The 19,436-nt window shown below is 43.7% G+C and carries 18 protein-coding genes and 6 tRNA genes; 4 read left to right on the forward strand and 20 right to left on the reverse strand.

The features are described from left to right. Positions 1–3 precede the first annotated feature (3 nt). The 14 genes from pstA to ABXS78_RS10245 form a co-directional block, all read right to left on the reverse strand. Positions 4–891, reverse strand: coding sequence for a phosphate ABC transporter permease PstA (gene pstA / locus ABXS78_RS10180; RefSeq protein ID WP_095222521.1), 888 nt, complete (start codon positions 889–891; stop codon positions 4–6). Next, positions 891–1,820 carry a phosphate ABC transporter permease subunit PstC gene (pstC, locus tag ABXS78_RS10185; protein WP_095222520.1) on the reverse strand — a complete coding sequence of 310 codons (930 nt, stop codon included), beginning with the start codon at positions 1,818–1,820 and terminating at the stop codon, positions 891–893. Before pstC ends, pstA begins: the two co-directional genes overlap by 1 nt. Before the next feature lie 132 nt (positions 1,821–1,952). After that, positions 1,953–2,879, reverse strand: a complete 927-nt coding sequence (locus tag ABXS78_RS10190; RefSeq protein ID WP_095222519.1) for a phosphate ABC transporter substrate-binding protein — start codon at positions 2,877–2,879, stop codon at positions 1,953–1,955. 175 nt (positions 2,880–3,054) lie between these two features. After that, entirely contained in the window at positions 3,055–5,121 is a 2,067-nt protein-coding gene (locus ABXS78_RS10195; protein WP_366247161.1) for a penicillin-binding protein 2, read from the reverse strand. A gap of 69 nt (positions 5,122–5,190) precedes the next feature. Further along, positions 5,191–6,453 (reverse strand): MFS transporter, encoded by a 1,263-nt coding sequence (locus ABXS78_RS10200; protein WP_366247162.1) that lies wholly within the window; start codon positions 6,451–6,453, stop codon positions 5,191–5,193. Positions 6,454–6,556: 103 nt separating this feature from the next. Next, entirely contained in the window at positions 6,557–7,168 is a 612-nt protein-coding gene (locus tag ABXS78_RS10205) for a superoxide dismutase (RefSeq protein WP_095222516.1), read from the reverse strand. A gap of 173 nt (positions 7,169–7,341) precedes the next feature. After that, positions 7,342–7,414, reverse strand: a tRNA-Phe gene (locus ABXS78_RS10210). A 6-nt stretch (positions 7,415–7,420) separates the two neighbouring features. Next, positions 7,421–7,513, reverse strand: a tRNA-Ser gene (locus ABXS78_RS10215). A 28-nt stretch (positions 7,514–7,541) separates the two neighbouring features. Then, positions 7,542–7,618 (reverse strand) — tRNA-Ile (locus ABXS78_RS10220). Positions 7,619–7,634: 16 nt separating this feature from the next. Beyond that, positions 7,635–7,707: transfer RNA gene (locus ABXS78_RS10225), tRNA-His, on the reverse strand. Between the two features lie 21 nt (positions 7,708–7,728). Further along, positions 7,729–7,805 (reverse strand) — tRNA-Met (locus tag ABXS78_RS10230). Position 7,806: 1 nt separating this feature from the next. Then, positions 7,807–7,881: transfer RNA gene (locus ABXS78_RS10235), tRNA-Asn, on the reverse strand. A gap of 203 nt (positions 7,882–8,084) precedes the next feature. After that, on the reverse strand, positions 8,085–9,716 hold the full coding sequence (locus ABXS78_RS10240; RefSeq protein WP_366247163.1) for a Na/Pi cotransporter family protein: 1,632 nt from the start codon (positions 9,714–9,716) through the stop codon (positions 8,085–8,087). A gap of 101 nt (positions 9,717–9,817) precedes the next feature. Next, positions 9,818–10,453 (reverse strand): NfeD family protein, encoded by a 636-nt coding sequence (locus tag ABXS78_RS10245; RefSeq protein WP_366247164.1) that lies wholly within the window; start codon positions 10,451–10,453, stop codon positions 9,818–9,820. 122 nt (positions 10,454–10,575) lie between these two features. Here ABXS78_RS10245 and ABXS78_RS10250 point away from each other — a divergent pair, with 122 nt between their 5' ends. Continuing rightward, on the forward strand, positions 10,576–10,920 hold the full coding sequence (locus ABXS78_RS10250) for a LysM domain-containing protein (RefSeq protein ID WP_366247165.1): 345 nt from the start codon (positions 10,576–10,578) through the stop codon (positions 10,918–10,920). 116 nt (positions 10,921–11,036) lie between these two features. Continuing rightward, positions 11,037–12,149, forward strand: coding sequence for a flavodoxin-dependent (E)-4-hydroxy-3-methylbut-2-enyl-diphosphate synthase (ispG, locus tag ABXS78_RS10255; protein WP_095222507.1), 1,113 nt, complete (start codon positions 11,037–11,039; stop codon positions 12,147–12,149). Between the two features lie 33 nt (positions 12,150–12,182). Here ispG and ABXS78_RS10260 read toward each other — a convergent pair whose 3' ends face one another. Further along, positions 12,183–12,506: a hypothetical protein gene (locus tag ABXS78_RS10260; RefSeq protein WP_366247166.1), complete on the reverse strand. Its 324-nt coding sequence runs from the start codon at positions 12,504–12,506 to the stop codon at positions 12,183–12,185. A 119-nt stretch (positions 12,507–12,625) separates the two neighbouring features. Here ABXS78_RS10260 and ABXS78_RS10265 point away from each other — a divergent pair, with 119 nt between their 5' ends. Then, complete coding sequence (locus ABXS78_RS10265; RefSeq protein WP_095222505.1) at positions 12,626–12,901, forward strand: DUF2624 family protein; 276 nt, start codon at positions 12,626–12,628, stop codon at positions 12,899–12,901. A 40-nt stretch (positions 12,902–12,941) separates the two neighbouring features. On the opposite strand, the gene ABXS78_RS10270 is transcribed toward ABXS78_RS10265, so the two are convergent. After that, a complete protein-coding gene (locus tag ABXS78_RS10270; RefSeq protein ID WP_366247167.1) occupies positions 12,942–13,829 on the reverse strand; it encodes a deoxyribonuclease IV in 888 nt (295 codons plus the stop codon). A gap of 15 nt (positions 13,830–13,844) precedes the next feature. Continuing rightward, a complete protein-coding gene (locus ABXS78_RS10275) occupies positions 13,845–15,161 on the reverse strand; it encodes a DEAD/DEAH box helicase (RefSeq protein WP_366247168.1) in 1,317 nt (438 codons plus the stop codon). 174 nt (positions 15,162–15,335) lie between these two features. On the opposite strand from ABXS78_RS10275, the gene ABXS78_RS10280 reads away from it, so the two are divergent. Further along, the gene (locus ABXS78_RS10280; protein WP_366247169.1) at positions 15,336–16,283 is read left to right on the forward strand and encodes a 4-hydroxy-3-methylbut-2-enyl diphosphate reductase; all 948 of its coding nucleotides are present in this window, start codon (positions 15,336–15,338) and stop codon (positions 16,281–16,283) included. 29 nt (positions 16,284–16,312) lie between these two features. Here the strand turns inward: ABXS78_RS10280 and ABXS78_RS10285 are convergent, their stop codons facing one another. From ABXS78_RS10285 to rpoD, 3 genes are all read right to left on the reverse strand, one after another. Then, entirely contained in the window at positions 16,313–17,422 is a 1,110-nt protein-coding gene (locus ABXS78_RS10285; RefSeq protein ID WP_366247170.1) for a Nif3-like dinuclear metal center hexameric protein, read from the reverse strand. Further along, on the reverse strand, positions 17,415–18,125 hold the full coding sequence (locus tag ABXS78_RS10290) for a tRNA (adenine(22)-N(1))-methyltransferase TrmK (RefSeq protein ID WP_366247171.1): 711 nt from the start codon (positions 18,123–18,125) through the stop codon (positions 17,415–17,417). The genes ABXS78_RS10285 and ABXS78_RS10290 overlap by 8 nt, the downstream gene beginning before the upstream one ends. 174 nt (positions 18,126–18,299) lie before the next feature. Then, positions 18,300–19,421 (reverse strand): RNA polymerase sigma factor RpoD, encoded by a 1,122-nt coding sequence (rpoD, locus tag ABXS78_RS10295; protein ID WP_038561388.1) that lies wholly within the window; start codon positions 19,419–19,421, stop codon positions 18,300–18,302. Positions 19,422–19,436 lie beyond the last annotated feature (15 nt).

Raw genomic sequence — 19,436 nt, forward strand, 5'->3', positions numbered from 1 at the left:
TCATCATTTACCTGCTGTTAGCTTCTTATGGATGACACTGCCCAACCATCTAGCGAGGAGATTGAACACAAGTACAGCAATGACTAGAACCGCTGATGCTCCATTAGCTACTTCACGTACATCTGGAATAAGTCCTTGTGTATTAACAGACCAGATGTGAACGGCAAGTGTTTCAGCTGGTCGGAAAATGTTCAGCGGAGAATTCTCTGCGAATGGATTCCAGTTTCCATAATCAAGTGTCGGTGTTGAAAGGCCTGCTGTATAAAGCAATGCCGCTGCTTCTCCAAATACACGGCCGGAAGCTAGAATTGCACCTGTTAGAATACCTGGGAAAGCATAGGGAAGTATAACTGTCTTAATTGTATGCCATCTTGTAATACCTAAAGCTAAGCTCGCTTCTTTCTGTTCTTTCGGTACGCTCCGGATCGCATCCTCTGTTACTCGCACCATTACTGGAATATTAAAGATAGTAAGTGCCAAAGCACCGCCGATGATTGTGTAGCCCCAGCCAGTGATGTTTACAAAGATCAAAAGACCAAACAAACCTACGACGATAGAAGGTAAAGAAGCCAGCATCTCGATACACGTACGGATAAAATTCGTGATTTTGCCTGGTTTTGCGTATTCTGCCATGTAAATCCCGCCACATACCCCTAGTGGTACTGTGATGACCATTGTGATAAACAGGATATACAAGGAGTTGAATAATTGGTCACGGATACCGCCGCCAGCTTGATAGGAGCTGGAAGGAGACGTCAAGAAATCCCATGTCACCTGTGGCAATCCATTAGATAATATGAAATAGAATAGGTAAAGCAGCAATGCAACCATGATTGCTGCGATCGTGTAAAATACACCTGTTGCGATACGATCTGTGATTCTGCTGTTCATTAGATTTTCCTCCTACCGGACAAGTAACGGACAATAAAGATAAATACGAACGAAATGATCAGCAAGATGAGACCCATAGACCAAAGTGTATTATTCTCAATGCTGCCATATGTCGTATGTCCGATATTCAATGTAACAATTGTTGTCAATGTTCCAGCTGTGTCAAAAATGCTGCCCGGAATATCTCGTGTATTACCGATAACCATTTGTACAGCCAATGCTTCGCCGAATGCACGTGCCATTCCCAATACGATGGCTGTAAGCAGTGATGGTAATGCTGCCGGAATCAATACTTTACGAATTGTCTGCCAGCGTGTCGCGCCTAGCGCAAGTGAACCTTGCCGTAAGCTGTTCGGCAATGAGCGCATGGCATCTGTTGCTATAGTAGTAACCGTAGGGAGAATCATAACTGTAAGGACGATGACACCTGCAAACAAACTAAACCCGATACCTGGAAAATGATCTCTCAATAATGGCACTAGGACAACTAGTCCGATGAAACCATATACTACAGAAGGTATACCTACTAATAATTCAATAACCGGCTGCAGTACTTTTTTACCAAATTTCGGTGCGATTTCAGACATGAATATCGCTGCCCCGATGCCTAGTGGTGCTGCAATTAGAGCTGATAGGAAAGTAACGGCTAATGAGCCGAAAATAAATGGAAATATACCGAATGATGCATTCTCGCCACCTGTTGGGTTCCAGTTCGCACTAGTTAAATATGCGATTGGATTAATATTATTGACAGTAAATGACTGAAGTCCTTTTTGCGCAAGGAAAACAGTAACTGCAATGGTAGCAGCAATCATAATTACTGCACATATAGTAACGAGGGAACGTCCGCGTACTTCGTCCCACCGTCTGTTTTTCTTAGTTAGTATCAGCCGTTCTTCAGCTGATGGAGATACTGATGCTTTTGCCAACTTCTACAACTCCTCATGAAAACAGCGGAAAGGAACACCCTAAAAAAGGCCTCCCGCTGTCTGTGATAGCTAATTTATAACCACAGTAAGGTAAATGCAGTATGTCACTGCATCTACCTTATGTTTTAGATATTATTTTTCAGTAATGTTTCCTTCTGCGTCGCGTTCAACCTTCATGTCAGTCATTGGAACGTAGCCTTGTTCAGGTACGATTGTAGTTTGAACTTCGTCGCTTAGCATATAATCTAGGAATTCTTTCGCTAGGCCTTCAGGCTCTCCGTTTGTATAAGAGTGCTGATAAGCCCAGATTGGGAAGTCACCAGATCCGATTGTTTCGTTTGTAGCTTCAACACCATCGATTTTAGCTTTTACGATAGTATCGTCATCGAAGTAAGATAGTGCCAAGTAGCCAATTGCTCCATCTGTATCAGCAACGATTTGCTTAACAGTGTTGGAAGAATCCTCTGTAATACCTTCTGCCGGCGTTTCGCCATCAAGTGCGTATTTCACGAAAGTATCACGTGTACCAGAAGAATCAGGACGGTTAACAAGTGTGATTTCTTGATCTTCTCCGCCTACTTCAGACCAGTTCGTAACCTTACCAGTGAAGATATCGATTAGCTGCTGTTTTGTAAGATCATCTACACCTGCTTTAGGGTTGATAGCTGCAGTCATACCAACTACTGCTACTTGATGATCAACAAGAGTTCCAGCGTCAATGCCTTCTTTCTCTTCAGCGAATACATCAGAGTTACCGATGTCGATAGAACCTTCCTGAACTTGGCTTAGTCCAGCACCTGAACCACCTGCTTGAACTTGAATGTCTGCATCAGCGTTATCAGCTTTGTATTGTTCAGCTGCTGCTGCTACTAGAGGCTGCATCGCACTGGAACCTGCTACAACGATGGAAGTTTCAGAAGCTTCTCCGCCGCCGCTATTGCTGTTCCCGCTTGTGTTTCCTTCTGTTTCTTCGCCGCCAGCGTTACCGCCACATGCTGCAAGTACACCGATAACTAGTGCGAACATTGCAAGCAATACAGATAGTTTCATCTTCTTCATGTTTAATTTTCCCCCTAAGTGATTCGATTAGTTCATTTGCCTTACAAGTACAATATTAACTTGTCTCTATTAAGGAAAAATAAACGGAATGTAAAGGTTGTGTAAATTTAAGTATTAATTTGTTGAAAAAAAAAGAACCACCCCGTTTATTGGAGTGGTTCTTTGGGTATAATTATTATTCGTTTTTGTCTTCATCGTCCGGAGCTGTATGCTCATAATAGTATTCAAGTGCGCGGTTGGCTATATTGTAGGTAATAGGATATTGTCCACCGCCATTAATTACGCCAGTGTTTGGCACCATGATAGCGAAGGCAATATCAGGGTTCTCAGAATCTGCATATCCAATCAATGTAAGGTTTTCTAATTCTGTGCCATTGATACTAGTCTGAGCCGTACCTGTCTTACCGGAAATATCATAAGTCTTTGCTTTCTCACTCAAATGACTATAGGCAGTTCCGTTTTGCGTCTGAAACACCATCTTGAACCCTTTTTTTACTTGTTCGATTTGTTCATCAGTTGCCGTTATTTTATTCAGTACTTCGGGTGACTTTGTTTCAGCTAATGGACCTAGTTTATCCTTCTCATTCGAAGGTTCATGAATCTCACTTACAAAATGCGGTTTTATACGATATCCGCCATTTGCGATGGTAGAAACATATTGGGCCAGCTGCATAGTTGTGTACGTGTCGAACTGCCCAATCGAGAAGTCAAGCAGGTTACCCGCCTGTCCTGTTGTACCAACGTAACCAGTTGATTCAGATGGCAAATCAATACCTGTTTCAACACCTAAACCTACTTGGTTATAATAGTTCCGTAATTTCCGGAATGCATCATGATCGAAATTTACAGATTGATTCGCCTTGTAATTATATTCTCCCCCGATTCGCAATGCTACATTGAACATATAAACGTTGGAAGACATTTGCAATGCCTGTAAATCATTGATTGACCCCATATTCTTATAAGAAGATTTTACTGGAGTACCTTTAATCTTCATCGGTGTATCATAGAATCTGTCTCCCATATCGATAACACCTTCTTGATAACCCGCAAGCAATGTCGCTCCCTTAACAGTGGAACCAACTGCATTTGCGCTGAAGACGGTATTCATATCAGCAGATTCATACTTATTATCTTCCCGGTTATAATGCTGACCGCTTGCGGCGTAAATTTCACCTGTATTCGGATTAAGCATTACCGCCATTGCATCTTCCATATAGCGATTTGCACCAGGATGCTTGTTTATTGCACCTTTTAACTCTTCACGCACAATCTTGTCCAGTTCTTTCTGGAAGTCCATATTGATGGACAATTGAAGATCCTGACCGCGCTGCCCTTCAGAGATTACCTCCTGGGACACGATGTTGTTGCTGTTATCCGTTACGTAGCGGACACGCTTTTTGTCACCTTTCAGGAGACTTTCATATTCCTTCTCAAGTCCGCTCGTACCAATCCGGTCATTAAGCTGGTAGTTGCGGGACTTGTAATAATCCTCTTCCCCTTCTGGGATACCGGTTTTGATGCCGCCAAGGATGCCGCTTAGAGAACCATCATACGGATAATAACGCTCCCAATCGGTTGCAACATTGATGCCGGACAATTCGCCCATGTTTTCGGCTATCGTCGCATATTCCTCTTCGGTGACATTTTTATTCTTGATTACATGCGGCACAAGCTCTGTAGCGCTGTCGATTTCACGTTTGATAGCGATAATTTGTTTGGCATGATCATCACTCTCAAGTTCTTTATAGTCATCCTCCGTTATCCGATCTAAAGTAAGATCGTAAACTTCTGAGTCATCAAGGGTCTCTTTTTCTGAAGCAGTGATCCTGCCGTTTGCTTCGTCTGAGTTCAATACGTACCAATACTCTTTGTACTCACGCTCGGTAATCTTGTCGATTGCCTTATCATCCATCTTGATGATATCGGCAAGCTTAGTGGCAATCTCCAAACGTTTTTCAGAAGAATCTCCGTTTTTTGGCGGAGTATATGTGATCGAATAGACTGGCTCATTCCCGACAATCACATTTCCTTCGCTATCATAAATCATTCCGCGCGGAACAGAAATTTCAGCGATATCATTTGTCGTCTCTTCCAATACTGCCTGGTGCTCTTCCCCTTTGATTATCTGCACAACTCCGAGCTGCAGAATCAAGGCTGAGAACAGCAGGAAAACAATCGCAAACAAAATATTGAGACGGAAAGGAAGCAGTGCACGCTTCTTCTTCCTTTTTTTAGACATAATGTTCCCCCATTCTTACATACTGGTCCCATTATATCATCATCCTCGATCCGCTTCTACTATAGAATGTCAGCGATTGTCGTCTCCTGCAATTTCATTTTTCGGAAGCTTCTTAACCGAAGCAGCTGGTGCGAAGCTCTTGATATGCCTCGTGAAAAAGTAGATGAAAAATGGTCCTGTTCCAAGAATGAACATCAGGTAAGGAATGGAAGCATCTGCCCAGATCCCTACCCCGATAAGCAAAAGCACAACAGATACAATCCTGCCTATGTTTGTTGCTGCATCGCTAAGGACTATATACTCCACCCGCAGTTTTGCAGCATCCCTCGCCTTACCGATCACATCATACGAAAGGGACAAATAAGGCACATAGAGAATCGGATAGAAAACACCGATGATAGCAGCATAAATCAGCAAAGTAGTAAAATTAAGCTCAACCAATAGAAGCACGACACTAAGTGAAAGCGCAACACCACTAAGGAAGATAGCCGTCTTTCTTTGCCGGCTTTTAATATAACGGGTTGCTATATAATAGAAGATAAACGAAAATGCGGAATAGACAAGATTAAACGTACCAAGCGAAAGCTCACTATTTGTAACGATAAAAACCCAGACGGAGATGATGAATGTATAGATACCTTCTCTCACACCTTGGAACACATGTGCAAGCACTGTATTGCGCCAAGCCGCATCATGTTTGACTTCCTTCCATGCTTGCATCAGCCCGAATTTACCTTCTGCTCCTCTTCTTTTGATACCTGCTGTACATATGACGGCCAAAAGGAACAAAAAGAACGATACAGCGAAAATCAGTGTGTAGCCATGAGAATTATTCATTCTGGTAATGATATAACCGGCAACAAACGGACCGATCATACCTGTTAAAGATTGCAATAGTCCTGATACACCATTGAAAAAGTCTCTTGTTTCTGGTTCTGTCACTTCGAAAGTAAGCACAGAATAAGCCAGCCAGTACATCCCATAGCCTATTCCAAGCACCGCCCCAAGAAGCAAGTTATAAGAAGCTGCTTTTTCCCCCGTGAATAAAACAAGAAGGAAAAACACACTAAGGAAAAATACCCCTATGCGGAGTATGATGACTCGGTCGATTCGTTTTGCCCAGCTCCCAGATAATGTGAAGAGAATTGTTTGAGCAACATAAATCGCTAAATTGTACACCGCAATATTGATTAGATCATTGGTCTGTTTCCATAAGTAAATATTGACGAACGTATTCGACAGAAAGATACCGAGAGAGTAAAGGGCCCCGATAATTAGCAGCACATGCAGCTCTTTCCTGGCAGAATCCGCGGTAAATAAGTTCGGCTTCATAATGCCATCTCCTTTTACTGCTACTTAGTATCTGCCATCCGAAAAGAGATATGCACAAAAAAAAGACACCAGCTAAAAGCTGATATCTTTTTGAATAACCGTCTTATTTTGCTTCTCTGTAAAGACGCTCTACTTCATCCCAGTTTACAACGTTCCAGAAAGCACTGATGTAATCAGGACGTTTGTTTTGATATTTCAAGTAGTATGCATGCTCCCATACATCAAGGCCAAGAATTGGTGTCTTGCCTTCCATTACAGGGTTGTCTTGGTTTGGAGTAGATACGATATCTACTTCACCGTTTTCTACAATAAGCCAAGCCCAGCCAGAACCGAAACGGCCTGCTGCTGCAGCTGCGAATTCTTCTTTGAATTTATCTAGTGTACCGTATTTGTTTGCAATGGCACTAGCTACTTCGCCAGTTGGCTCACCGCCGCCATTTGGAGAAAGAAGCTTCCAGAATAGGCTGTGGTTGTAATGGCCGCCACCATTGTTGCGTACAGCTGTCTGTACGTCAGAAGGAAGTTCGTTAACACCTGCAACAAGCTCTTCCAAGGATTTGCTTTCCAAGTCAGCTTTTCCTGCGATTGCGTCGTTTAGCTTCGTCACATATGTGTTGTGATGTTTTGTGTGGTGGATGTTCATTGTTTCCTTATCGATATGAGGCTCAAGTGCGTCGTATGCATAAGGCAATTCTGGTAGTTCAAATTTAGCCATGATTATTCCTCCTTAAATGATATGTAATTCAAAGGTGATTACCTTTTCGTAAAGCGTACCAAAGCTTGTCTGAAACGGCAAGCATTTTGCTTCAAGAGCCTTGTATATTCTTCCCAGCTTCCTGTTTTTAACGCACAAAAAAACAGCCATTCATCTGAACAGCTGTTTAGGAGTGGCTCGGGACGGAATCGAACCGCCGACACACGGATTTTCAGTCCGTTGCTCTACCGACTGAGCTACCGAGCCAAGATATGGCGGAGGAAGAGGGATTCGAACCCCCGCGAGCCGTTAAGCTCCTGTCGGTTTTCAAGACCGATCCCTTCAGCCAAACTTGGGTATTCCTCCGCGATGTTTCATATTAAATTCTTGTAAATGGTGGACCCTGCAGGACTCGAACCTGCGACCGATCGGTTATGAGCCGATAGCTCTAACCAACTGAGCTAAGGGTCCGGTTTAAGTATGAAAGGGCGATTGATGGGGATTGAACCCACGAATGCCGGAGCCACAATCCGGTGCGTTAACCACTTCGCCACAACCGCCATGACTTAAATGAAATTATATGGTAGCGGCGGAGGGGATCGAACCCCCGACCTCACGGGTATGAACCGTACGCTCTAGCCAGCTGAGCTACACCGCCATGGCTCCACAGGCAGGATTCGAACCTGCGACCGATCGGTTAACAGCCGATAGCTCTACCACTGAGCTACTGTGGAATAATGTGATAAGTTATGTATTCGCAACTACTTTACTTATTAGCGACGTTATATAATTTATCATGCATTTAAAAACTTGTCAATTGTTTTTACATAAGTTTTTATTATGTTTTTTAGTTCTTGTTAACTGACAGGAATACTATAGCATGTCTGCTCATATTTGTGCAAGCAAAAAATAAAAGACAGGAGATTATTCCTCCTGTCTACTCACCTAAAATCAGCTGGGCTATATTCACAGAGTGATCGCCGATCCGCTCCAGATTACTGATAATATCTACGAATACTATTCCCGCGGAACCGGCGCATTTCCCTTCATTCAGACGAATAAGATGCGACTTCCGGTAAGCACGTTCCATTTTATCAATTTTATCTTCTTTTTGAAGGACTGCCAGCGCTGTTTCCCTATCCTGCTTGTCCAATGCCTCGAGGGCCTGTTTCACTGTCATGATCGTTAAATCAAACATGCTGTTCAGTTCTTGCTGTGCTTCTCTCGTCAGCTTAATGTTACTTGAAATTTGAAAATCGACGAACTCGACAACATTCTCAAAATGGTCTCCGATACGTTCGATATCCCGAATTGCATCCAGGAGAGCTGCGTGCATGATACTCTCTTCCTCAGATAACGTGTTAGTGGAAATCTTCGAAAGATAATCGGTGATCTCCCGATCCTTTCGGTTCACTTCCTTTTCCAGCTGCATAGCCAAATCAGCGAACTGCCTTTCATGATTATTCGCATATGTACTTGCTTGTTCCAATCCATCTACCGCAAGTCTGCCCATATGCAGCACCTCCAGCTTCGCTTGCTCCAATGCAAGAACAGGAGATTGCTGAATGAATAACGGATCAAGATGGTTATTCAATGCCATCGGCTTCTCTTCCTCACCAGGAATTATTTTTGTGATAAGCCAGACGAATGAACCGAGAAACGGGAGCAAAAGTAATGTGCTCGCAACGTTATAGAATCCATGCGCGCTTGCGATTGTCAGCTTATCATTCAGTTCGAATGCCTGCTGCATCCACGCTACAATATCTACAAATAAAGGCAAAATCAAGAGAAAAGCAACCATACCAATGGCATTGAACATAACATGACTGAGCGCAGCCCGTTTTGCCTGAACTGTGGCACCAATCGCGGCAAGCATAGCCGTTAGAGTCGTCCCCAGATTATCTCCGAGGAGAACAGGCATAGCTCCCTTCAAATCGATTCCATTCTGTGCATAGAGCTCCTGCAGGATCGCAACTGTAGCGCCACTGCTTTGCACTACAATAGTTGTGAATGTCCCGATCGCAACTCCGGTTATCGGATTCGAGTGCATACTTGCAGCTAACGACTGGAATGCTTCCATGTCCAGGACAGGATGCAGCCCCTCGCCTATCAAAGTCAGTCCGTAGAATATACCCCCGGCTCCAAATAACACTTTCCCAATTTGCTGTGTACGCTGATTGACAAAGAAATAAATCAGGAACGCTCCAAGCGCCATGATCGGCAGGCCGAATTTAATCAAATCGATTCCGATAAAAAACGCCGTCAAAGTCGTTCCGATATTCGCTCCCATGAGGACAGAAACAGCCTGTCTTAATGTGAGATAACCGGCGTTGACCAGTCCGACAACTAGTATGCTAGTTGCAGTGCTGCTTTGGATAAGAACTGTTACGACAAGGCCTGACAGCACTCCCACAAGCGGATGGACAGTGAATCTGTGCATGGCTAGCTGCAGCTGTTTGCCATAAGCCCGCTGCAGCCCATCCCCAAGATAACGGATAGAAAAGAGAAACAGGCCCAAACCGCCGATAAATTCAAAGATGATAAATTCCCAATTAGACAAAGCAAGCATTCCTTCCCTTCACATTGTTTCCTACTCAATTATTGAATTTGTCAGAAGGCTTGTAAAGGTCTTGTATGGAAATTTACAATTTATTTAGCTGTTTTTGTAAATTATTCTGTATTCTCTTCCAGTTTCTCTACCATAATCCTTGCGCCGGTTACATTTGTTACTTTAATTCGGCTTCCTCGATCCAGCCATTTTCCATCTGTGATAGCACTTAACTCACGGCCATCCACCCGCACTGTGCCCGAGGGACGCATCGGGGTTATCGCTTCTCCCTCTTGTCCTACAAGGGCAGCGTACGTCTCATTCATCGAGTTATATCCCTTTTCGGAACTCAGTGTATCAAGCAAAGCTATTTTCCCCCACATATCCCGTTTTGGGAATGCCTTTAGGAAAACGAAGGAACCAACTGCTCCGACAATGACTCCAATAATTGCATAGATACCTGCTGTCCAATTCGGTGCTGTGAATCCAACTGTTAAAAGCATCGTCAGTAAACCGATGACGCTGAGCGTACCGTCATTCAAAAGTTTTCCGTCGATTACGATCAATAGCATCCCGATAAAATACAACGGAAGCATATACCATATAGCGGAGGGATCCAAATAACTTATAAAGAATGTACTGATAAAGCCTGCCCCTAATAAAAAGAGGATACCTTTGGTTTTCACTAAAATTTCACCTATAAGAAACATCGTACCGAGTCCAGTCATGAAGACCGGGATCCAATTATAATCAAGCATGCACATACTCCTTTCTCCTACTATCTATATACGAGCAAAGATCCTTTTTGTTTCATCCTAAAGGTATTTTCCTTCCTATGCCTAATACTTAACATACAAGTACCCAGAGCGGAGGAGAATATATGTGGAAACGGATCGGTATTTTTCTGTTTTGCTGTGCGTTATTCATGAGCATTTGGAAGGATCTCACAATAGGCAGTCCGGTACCTGCCACACCGGCAGAACCAAACGTGGAGGAGCCGGTACAAGATAAAAAGCAGGAATCGACGCAAGAGACGTTTCAGCCAGTGCTTCTGCAGGTAAAACAAGGAGACACACTACTTTCTGTAGCAAATGAGTTGAACAATAACGACTTGCGCGTTACGATGGAACAGGTGATCGTGGATTTCGAGGAATTGAATCCCGGGAAGGATCCGTATGCACTGGATGCAGGATCTGCCTATTATTTCCCCCATTATCTTAGATGAAGATTTTATTAAAGTTGAGCCTAGTTACTTCTAATTTAGCAGTATTAGCATTATAATGGGAAAATATAAGGATATATCCCTGTTTTCCTCGCGATAATCAAAGGAGCGATATATAAATGGCATTAATACACAGACAAGATACCCGTCAGGTCAATGTTGGCAACATCACGATCGGCGGTAAAAACGAGGTTGTCATCCAGTCTATGACAACAACAAAAACGCATGATGTGGAAGCTACTGTAGCGGAAATACTGCGTCTTGAGGAAGCAGGCTGCCAAGTAGTGCGGGTAGCATGTCCGGATCAGCGTGCAGCTGATGCGATTCCTGAAATCAAAAAACGCATCAATATCCCACTAGTTGTAGATATTCATTTCAACTATAAATTGGCTCTGGCAGCAATTGAGGGCGGAGCGGACAAAATCAGGATCAACCCTGGTAACATTGGAAAACGGGAGAAAGTCGAAGCTGTCGTAAACGCAGCCAAAGCCAAAGGTATCCCGATTCGTATCGGTGTTAACGCCGGTTCCCTGGAGCGTCATATCCTAGAAAAATATGGCTACCCAACTGCTGATGGAATGGTAGAAAGTGCATTGCATCATATTAAGATTCTCGAAGAGCTTGATTTCCACGATATCATCGTTTCCCTTAAGGCATCTGATGTATCATTGGCTATCGAAGCATATGAAAAAGCGGCTGAAGTAATTCCTTATCCGCTGCACCTTGGTATTACAGAATCCGGAACACTATTTGCCGGTACGGTGAAAAGTGCTGCCGGTTTGGGAGCTATCTTAAGCAAAGGTATCGGAAGTACGATGCGTATCTCCTTAAGTGCAGATCCAGTTGAAGAAGTTAAAGTAGCTCGTGAGCTTCTTAAAATATTCAACCTTTCATCCAATGCTGCTACTCTAATCTCCTGCCCTACTTGCGGCCGTATTGAGATTGACTTGATCAGTATTGCAAATGAAGTCGAAGAGTACATCAGCACTATTAAAGCACCAATCAAAGTAGCTGTACTCGGTTGTGCAGTAAACGGTCCTGGTGAGGCTCGTGAAGCGGATATCGGCATTGCTGGTGCACGTGGAGAGGGTCTTCTGTTCCGCCATGGTGAAATCATCCGTAAAGTACCTGAGGAAACAATGGTAGATGAACTGAAAATTGAAATTGATAAGCTTGCTGAAGAATATTTCGCTGAACAAGCAGCAAAAGAAAAAGAAGCAGCTGAAGCATAAGAAAAAGCTGACTCCAGAAGGAGTCAGCTTTTTTTATACATAAGGTGCTGTAAATAAAGAGATGACAATTGCTATAATACTTATGATCAAGGCGATATTCCCTAATACATCTGCGCCCTTTCTCTTTGCCAATACGCCAAAGACGATACCAGCTGCTCCGACAAGAATCGGTGCAAAAAAGAAAGACGCAACAGATAAGATCAAGGCGATATAGCCAAACATTTTTTCGGAATCAGTCGTTTGCTGACCGCCTTCTTTTTCAGAGCGTCGATAACGTTCTTCGGAAGGAGAAATCTCTGCTGCCGTCTCGACATCACGTTTACTGTTTACATCCTGATCAAATTGTTCCTTATCCATGTGAAACCTCCTTATCTGGGGTAAGGTATGGTTCTATTTTGTGTGGATCCGGCATAAACTTACCAGGTAGATAAAGGAATTAGCACGCTTCATCCACATCTTAGAGCTGGAGGTTTCAAATGAATTTCATTGTTCATAAACTAGTGCTGAATAAGCTGCGAAATTTGACCGTTGACGAAATCCTGGAGCAAAGTCAAGAATACCAAGTGCCTCTTACACCCCTGCAAGCATCCCAGATAGTTCAATTTTTGCGGCAGAACAAGTTAGATCCATTTAAGGAATCTGATCGACTGCAGATGCTAAAAGCACTCGCACAGATCACCGATACACAAACCGCCCAAAAAACCCATCAAATCTTTCTGCAGCTGGCAAAAGAACACGGCATCAAATTGTAAAAATACCCCGAAGCAGCACATGCTGCTTCGGGGTATTTCATTAAGCCATGATATTTTCTTTTAAATTCGGATTAAAGCTGTTGTTCATGAGCATATCGATTTCATGCGCATACGGTGCTTTCTTGTTCTTTTTATCTTCTCCAACGAATGGCGTTTCCAGTATCTTCGGCAGCTGCTGGAGCTGGTCATGATGAACAATATACCGCAAAGCATCGAAGCCGATATGACCAAATCCAATATTCTCATGACGGTCTTTTCTGGCTCCTCGTTCATTTTTACTGTCGTTGACATGGAGAACTTTCAACCTGTCCAGACCAATCACTCTGTCGAATTGATCCAATACACCATCGAAATCATTCACGATATCGTAGCCTGCATCATGCGTATGGCAAGTATCGAAGCAGATGGAAAGCTTGTCATTATGTGTGACGCCATCGATGATACGTGCCAATTCCTCAAAGTTGGATCCTACTTCAGATCCTTTTCCAGCCATTGTTTCCAAGGCAATCTGAACATTCTGGTCCTTTACGAGTACTTCATTCAGACCCTCAATAATCTTTTGGATACCCGCCGCGACTCCTTCGCCAACATGCGCACCTGGGTGCAACACAATCTGCTTCGCTCCAATAGCTTCTGTCCGTTCTATTTCACTGCGGAGGAAGTTCACACCCAATTCGAATGTCTCCGGCTTGATCGAGTTGCCGACATTAATGATATAAGGAGCGTGTACAACGATATCTGTAATGCCATGCTCTTTCATATGCACCCGGCCAGCTTCTATATTAAGCTCCTCAATCGCTTTTCTTCTTGTGTTTTGCGGTGCCCCTGTGTAAATCATCATGGCGTTAGCGCCATAAGAATAAGCTTCTTCACTTGATCCCAAGAGCATTTTCTTACCACTCATACTAACATGTGATCCAATTATCATAAATCCACTTTCTCCTTACTTTCGCTTAAAACGATCTTGTCGGTCCAGCTTCTTCTTGATTTTATTTTTCTGATACTGCATTTTCCGTTTGTAGCCCGGTTTTACTTTCTTCGGTTTACGTACTTGCTTCCAAGCTTGGGATTCATTATCAGATTCAGTTTTCTTACGTGTAACCCGTTCGTTCCACGCTTTCAGTTCTTTCCATTCTCCATTGGCAATGTCATAGGTCGTAAATTCAAGACCTTTCTTATCCAGTTTCTGAATCAGTTCTAAGTCATAATCATTATACAGACTGATTGCAGTCCCTTCCATACCAGCACGTGCAGTTCTTCCTACACGGTGTACATAGAATGGTTCTTCTTTCGGAAGCTGGGCGTTAATGACATGGCTGACACCTTTGATGTCGATGCCGCGTGCGGCCAAATCCGTCGCAACAAGATACTGGAAACGCAGTTCCTGAATATCGCGAAGTACGCGTTTTCGTTCCCTAGGTGTAAGTCCGCCGTGAAGAAGACCGACCTGCAAGCCTTTATCCGTAAGCTCTGCTGCAAGGACATTGGCTGCGTCCTTTCCATTCACGAAAATAATGGCCATGTATGGCTGGATGACACTAGCTATTTTCATGATCATTTCTGCTTCATCACGGTGCCGCATCGGAACTAAGCGATGCTCCATCGTTTCTGGAGATAGATGACCGCCAATTTCAAAGTGCTTTGGATTTTCCAAGTACTTTTTCAAGAACGGCTGCAAACGCTCTGGAATTGTCGCTGAGAAGACAAGCAGTTGTACATCCTGACGCATACGTGTCAAAATCTGATCTACCTCTTTAATAAAGCCTAAATCAAGCATCAAATCTGCTTCATCAAGAACAAAGCTGGTAGCTGGATATAAGTCCAGTGCCTGCTCCTCCATCAGATCCAGGATTCTTCCTGGGGTACCGATGACGATCTGCGGCTGTGTTTTCAATTTCTCGATTGATCTTTTCTTGTCTGTTCCGCCAATGAATAGCTTCGCATGCCAATCATTCTCTTTACCGGCAAGTTTTATGAAATGACGGGCTTCCTCATAAATCTGGATAGCAAGTTCGCGTGTCGGTGCTGTGACAACGAATTGTGCATGCTGCTCGGCTTCCTTCAATTTACTGAACAACGGGATCAAATAAGAATGTGTCTTACCAGATCCAGTATGAGATTGGCCGATAACACTGTCGCCCCGCAGAACTGCCGGGATGACTTTTTCCTGGATCGGTGTTGGGTTGGCAAAGCCTAGTTTATCAATCGCTTCATTGACTGTTGGCTGAAGCGCGTATTGTTTAAATTGGTGATTTTTCATGTGTAACTCCTTTTGGTCATTCTGTTCCTTTTATATTATAGAGGACTTTGTCATATTTTGCACGATTACTCGAAGATAATAAACAATCTTTGTCATATTCCTTAATAGCCTTTATAATGGAGAAGACCCAGAAATAGATGTCCCGTGCAAACGGAGAAGGGGGAAACACAGCGAATGAACGTAATTAAAATAGCGCCACGAGGTTACTGCTACGGTGTGGTAGATGCCATGGTGATAGCGCAGAATGCCGTACGGGATGAGAATCTTCCCCGGCCGATCTATATTCTCGGCATGATCGTGCATAATGCCCATGTGACCAATGCATTTGAAACGGAAGGCGTCATCACACTCGATGGTTCGGACCGAATGGAGCTTTTAGAACAAATAGACAGCGGTACCGTTGTATTCACTGCTCATGGTGTCTCTCCTGAAGTGAAACAGCGCGCACATGAAAAAGGTCTGACTGTCCTTGATGCTACATGCCCGGATGTGACACGTACACATGATCTGATCCGCGAAAAAGTAGCAGAAGGCTATGAAGTCGTCTATATCGGTAAAAAAGGACACCCGGAACCAGAAGGTGCTATCGGCGTCGCTCCTGGTAAAGTTCACCTTGTCCAGACCGAAGAAGACGTCCAAGCACTTGAATTGGATGCACCGAAACTTATTGTTACCAATCAGACGACAATGAGTCAGTGGGACGTCTACGATGTCATGCAGCTTGTGAAAGAGAAATTCCCGCAAACAGAAATGATTCAAGAAATTTGCATGGCGACACAGGTGCGCCAGGAAGCAGTTGCCGAACAGGCGAAAGATGCTGATCTTACACTGGTTGTCGGCGATCCGCGAAGCAACAACTCCAATCGCCTCGCACAAGTATCTCAAGAGATTGCTGGTACGAAAGCATACCGTATCGAAGATCTTTCCCAGTTGAAGCTGGAATGGCTGGAGGGAGTCGAAACAGTTGCTATTACTGCTGGTGCCTCTACTCCTACTCCTGTGACAAAGGAAGTTATCAATTTTATCGAGAAATTTGATCCAGCGAACCTGGAAGATGTGAAGCTGGAATTCAATGTTGATCCGAAGAAGATCCTTCCGAAGGTAAAAGTTAAGAAAGCGTAAGAAAACCGAGTCCGGCTGGACTCGGTTTTTTATATAGCTTGAAATGGATCCGTGTTTACTTGCGACACACGTATTGGCACATTTGTAAATGCAGGCTGTAGATAATCAGCCACTTTTTGCTTCATAATCTTCTCTGCATAATGACCGGGATCAATAAGACAAAGACCCGCTAGCATTGCATCCTGTGTTTCATGAAAAGTTAAATCACCTGTTATATATACATCAGCTTGCTGCATTGCCTGATCAATATAATCCCGGCCGCTTCCTCCGAGTACAGCTACTGTTTCTACTGAGGCAGAAGCATCACCCGTGAATCGTATATGCTGGACATCATACCGCTGTTTCACCAGTTGAGCCAATTCCTGCAAGGTCATGGGAGAAGGCAGTTTACCGGTTCTTCCTAATCCATAAGCCTTCCCTTTCATTTCAACAGGGTAAACATCGTAAGCGACTTCCTCATAAGGATGTGCTTCTATCATAGCAGCTACTGCCTTACTTATATTCTCTTCAGGCACAAGCATTTCGATACGAACCTCTTCTACGCGTTCTATTTCTCCTGCTTGACCGATGAATGGCTGTGCTTCCGCATTCGGCTGAAAATACCCGCTGCCTTCTGAAACAAAACTGACCTTCTCATAGTTACCTACGTTTCCGGCTCCGTTCGTATGCAATGCATCCTTCACGTTTTGTTCATGTGTTTTCGGAACAAACACAATCAATTTTTTGAAAATTTGATGTCCCAAAGGAAGGAACACGCGCTTTTGTTCAAGCCCCAATGCATCTGCCATCAAATCATTGACACCACCTTCAACAATGTCGAGATTCGTATGCGCTGCATACACAGTTATATCATGCTTCAGAAGCTTCTGAATGACGCGTCCTTTAGGAGTGTCGATATCCAATTTCTTTGGAGGTGCAAATAATAATGGGTGATGTGCAATAATCAGATTGGCATTATGCATGATAGCCTCGTCTACAACGGCTTCGGTTACATCCAATGTCGTCAGCACACCCGAAACAGCTTGATCAAGCGTTCCCACTTGCAACCCGACATTATCCCACTTTTCTGCAAGCGAAGGCGGGCACCATGACTCGAAATACGCAATCACGTCTGCTATACGCTTCTGCTTATCAGTCATTTAATTCCTCCTCCAGCCATCTAAGCTCTGTTTTGAAAGATGCAAGCTTAGCTTCATCAACTTGCTGAGCATGCTGCATGTTCGCCACATTACGCTCCAGCTTCCGCTTGTAGTCCAGCCATTTTGCCCGGAAAGCTTCATTTTTTTCCTTCAATAAGACAGGACCAAACAAAAGCTCCTTCTCACGTACATCTGCATCCTCGTGATAAATACTCTTTCCCTCACGAACAGCTACCAACACCTCATAAATATGGCCGGCTTCTTCTAAGATTTGTTCCTTCTGCAGGATGAATCCATTTTTCTGGAACCATTTGCGCAGAGCTCTGGCATCTATATTGGGCTGAACAATAAGCTGTTCTACACGACCAAGCTTTTCTTTGCCTTGTTCTAAAATTGATGCAATCAATGGACCGCCCATACCTGCGACAACGACTTGTTTTACCTCGTCTGGTTGAACAACTGCAAGTCCATCTCCTTTTCGTACATCTATTTGATCTGTTAAGCCTTGTAGCTTCACCTGTTTCTGAGCACTGCGATATGGTCCCTCATTAATTTCTCCTGCTACAGCTTTGCTGGATGGATCCTGCAAACATACATAGCAAGGTAGATAAGCATGATCAGATCCAACATCGACAAAATGCGCAGATTTCGGCAAATGGGCAGCGACTGCTGAAAGCCGCTCTGACAATGATAAAACGTTCATTATATCCAACTCCTTTGTCAAATATACGTGTTTTTTGTAAAAAATCCTCCCACACTTTTTGCTGAGAGAATTTGCATTCGGCTTTCAATTTTTGTAAAATGTATGTATTCCTAAGGGCAATAAGAAAGCCCAGCCACATGCGGTTACACACATGATAGCTGAGCGAAAGCCTTCTTATTCCAGGAAATCTTTCAAGCGTTTGCTACGGCTTGGATGGCGAAGCTTGCGCAATGCTTTAGCTTCGATTTGACGGATACGCTCTCTGGTTACGCCGAATACCCGGCCGACTTCTTCAAGTGTTCTTGTTCTTCCGTCATCAAGTCCGAAACGCAGACGAAGCACATTCTCTTCCCGGTCAGTTAATGTATCAAGTACATCTTCCAACTGTTCTTTCAGCAATTCGTATGCTGCATGGTCAGAAGGAGAAGTTGCTTCCTGATCCTCAATAAAGTCCCCAAGATGGGAGTCATCTTCCTCACCAATTGGTGTTTCAAGGGATACAGGTTCTTGAGCAATTTTCAAGATTTCACGTACTTTTTCCGGTGTAAGCTCCATCTCTTCACCAATCTCTTCTGGAGACGGCTCACGCCCTAGATCCTGCAGGAGCTGACGCTGCACACGGATCAACTTATTGATCGTTTCGACCATATGCACAGGAATACGAATTGTACGCGCTTGGTCAGCAATTGCACGAGTGATTGCCTGACGGATCCACCAAGTAGCATACGTACTGAATTTGAAACCTTTACGATAATCAAATTTTTCAACTGCTTTAATGAGACCCATGTTACCTTCCTGGATTAAATCCAAGAACAGCATTCCACGTCCTACATAACGTTTTGCAATACTTACTACTAGACGTAAGTTCGCTTCCGCCAATCGGCGTTTTGCCACTTCATCTCCAGCTTCGATACGTTCAGCCAGCGCAATTTCCTCTTTTGCTGACAATAAATCGACGCGGCCAATTTCTTTCAAGTACATGCGGACAGGGTCATTGATCTTGATGCCCAGTGGTACACTTAGGTCATTCAAGTCGAATTCTTCCTCTTTCGCAATTTGTTTCATATTCGGGTCCTGGTCGGATTCACCAATCACTTCCACATTTTGTTCGTTCAAGTGCTCGTAGATCTCATCCATCTGATCGGAATCCAATTCAAAGCTTGCAAGACGCTCACTTACCTCTTCATAAGCAAGGACTCCACGCTTTTTACCCATTTCAACAAGGAGTTCTTTTGCTTGCTCCAATGTCATTTCAGTCTCATTCACTTTAGAACCTGCTGGCTTATTCTCTGCCATAAGTCCTCCTCCTTC

The organism is Terribacillus aidingensis, assembly GCF_040703035.1.
Taxonomy (GTDB): domain Bacteria; phylum Bacillota; class Bacilli; order Bacillales; family Amphibacillaceae; genus Terribacillus.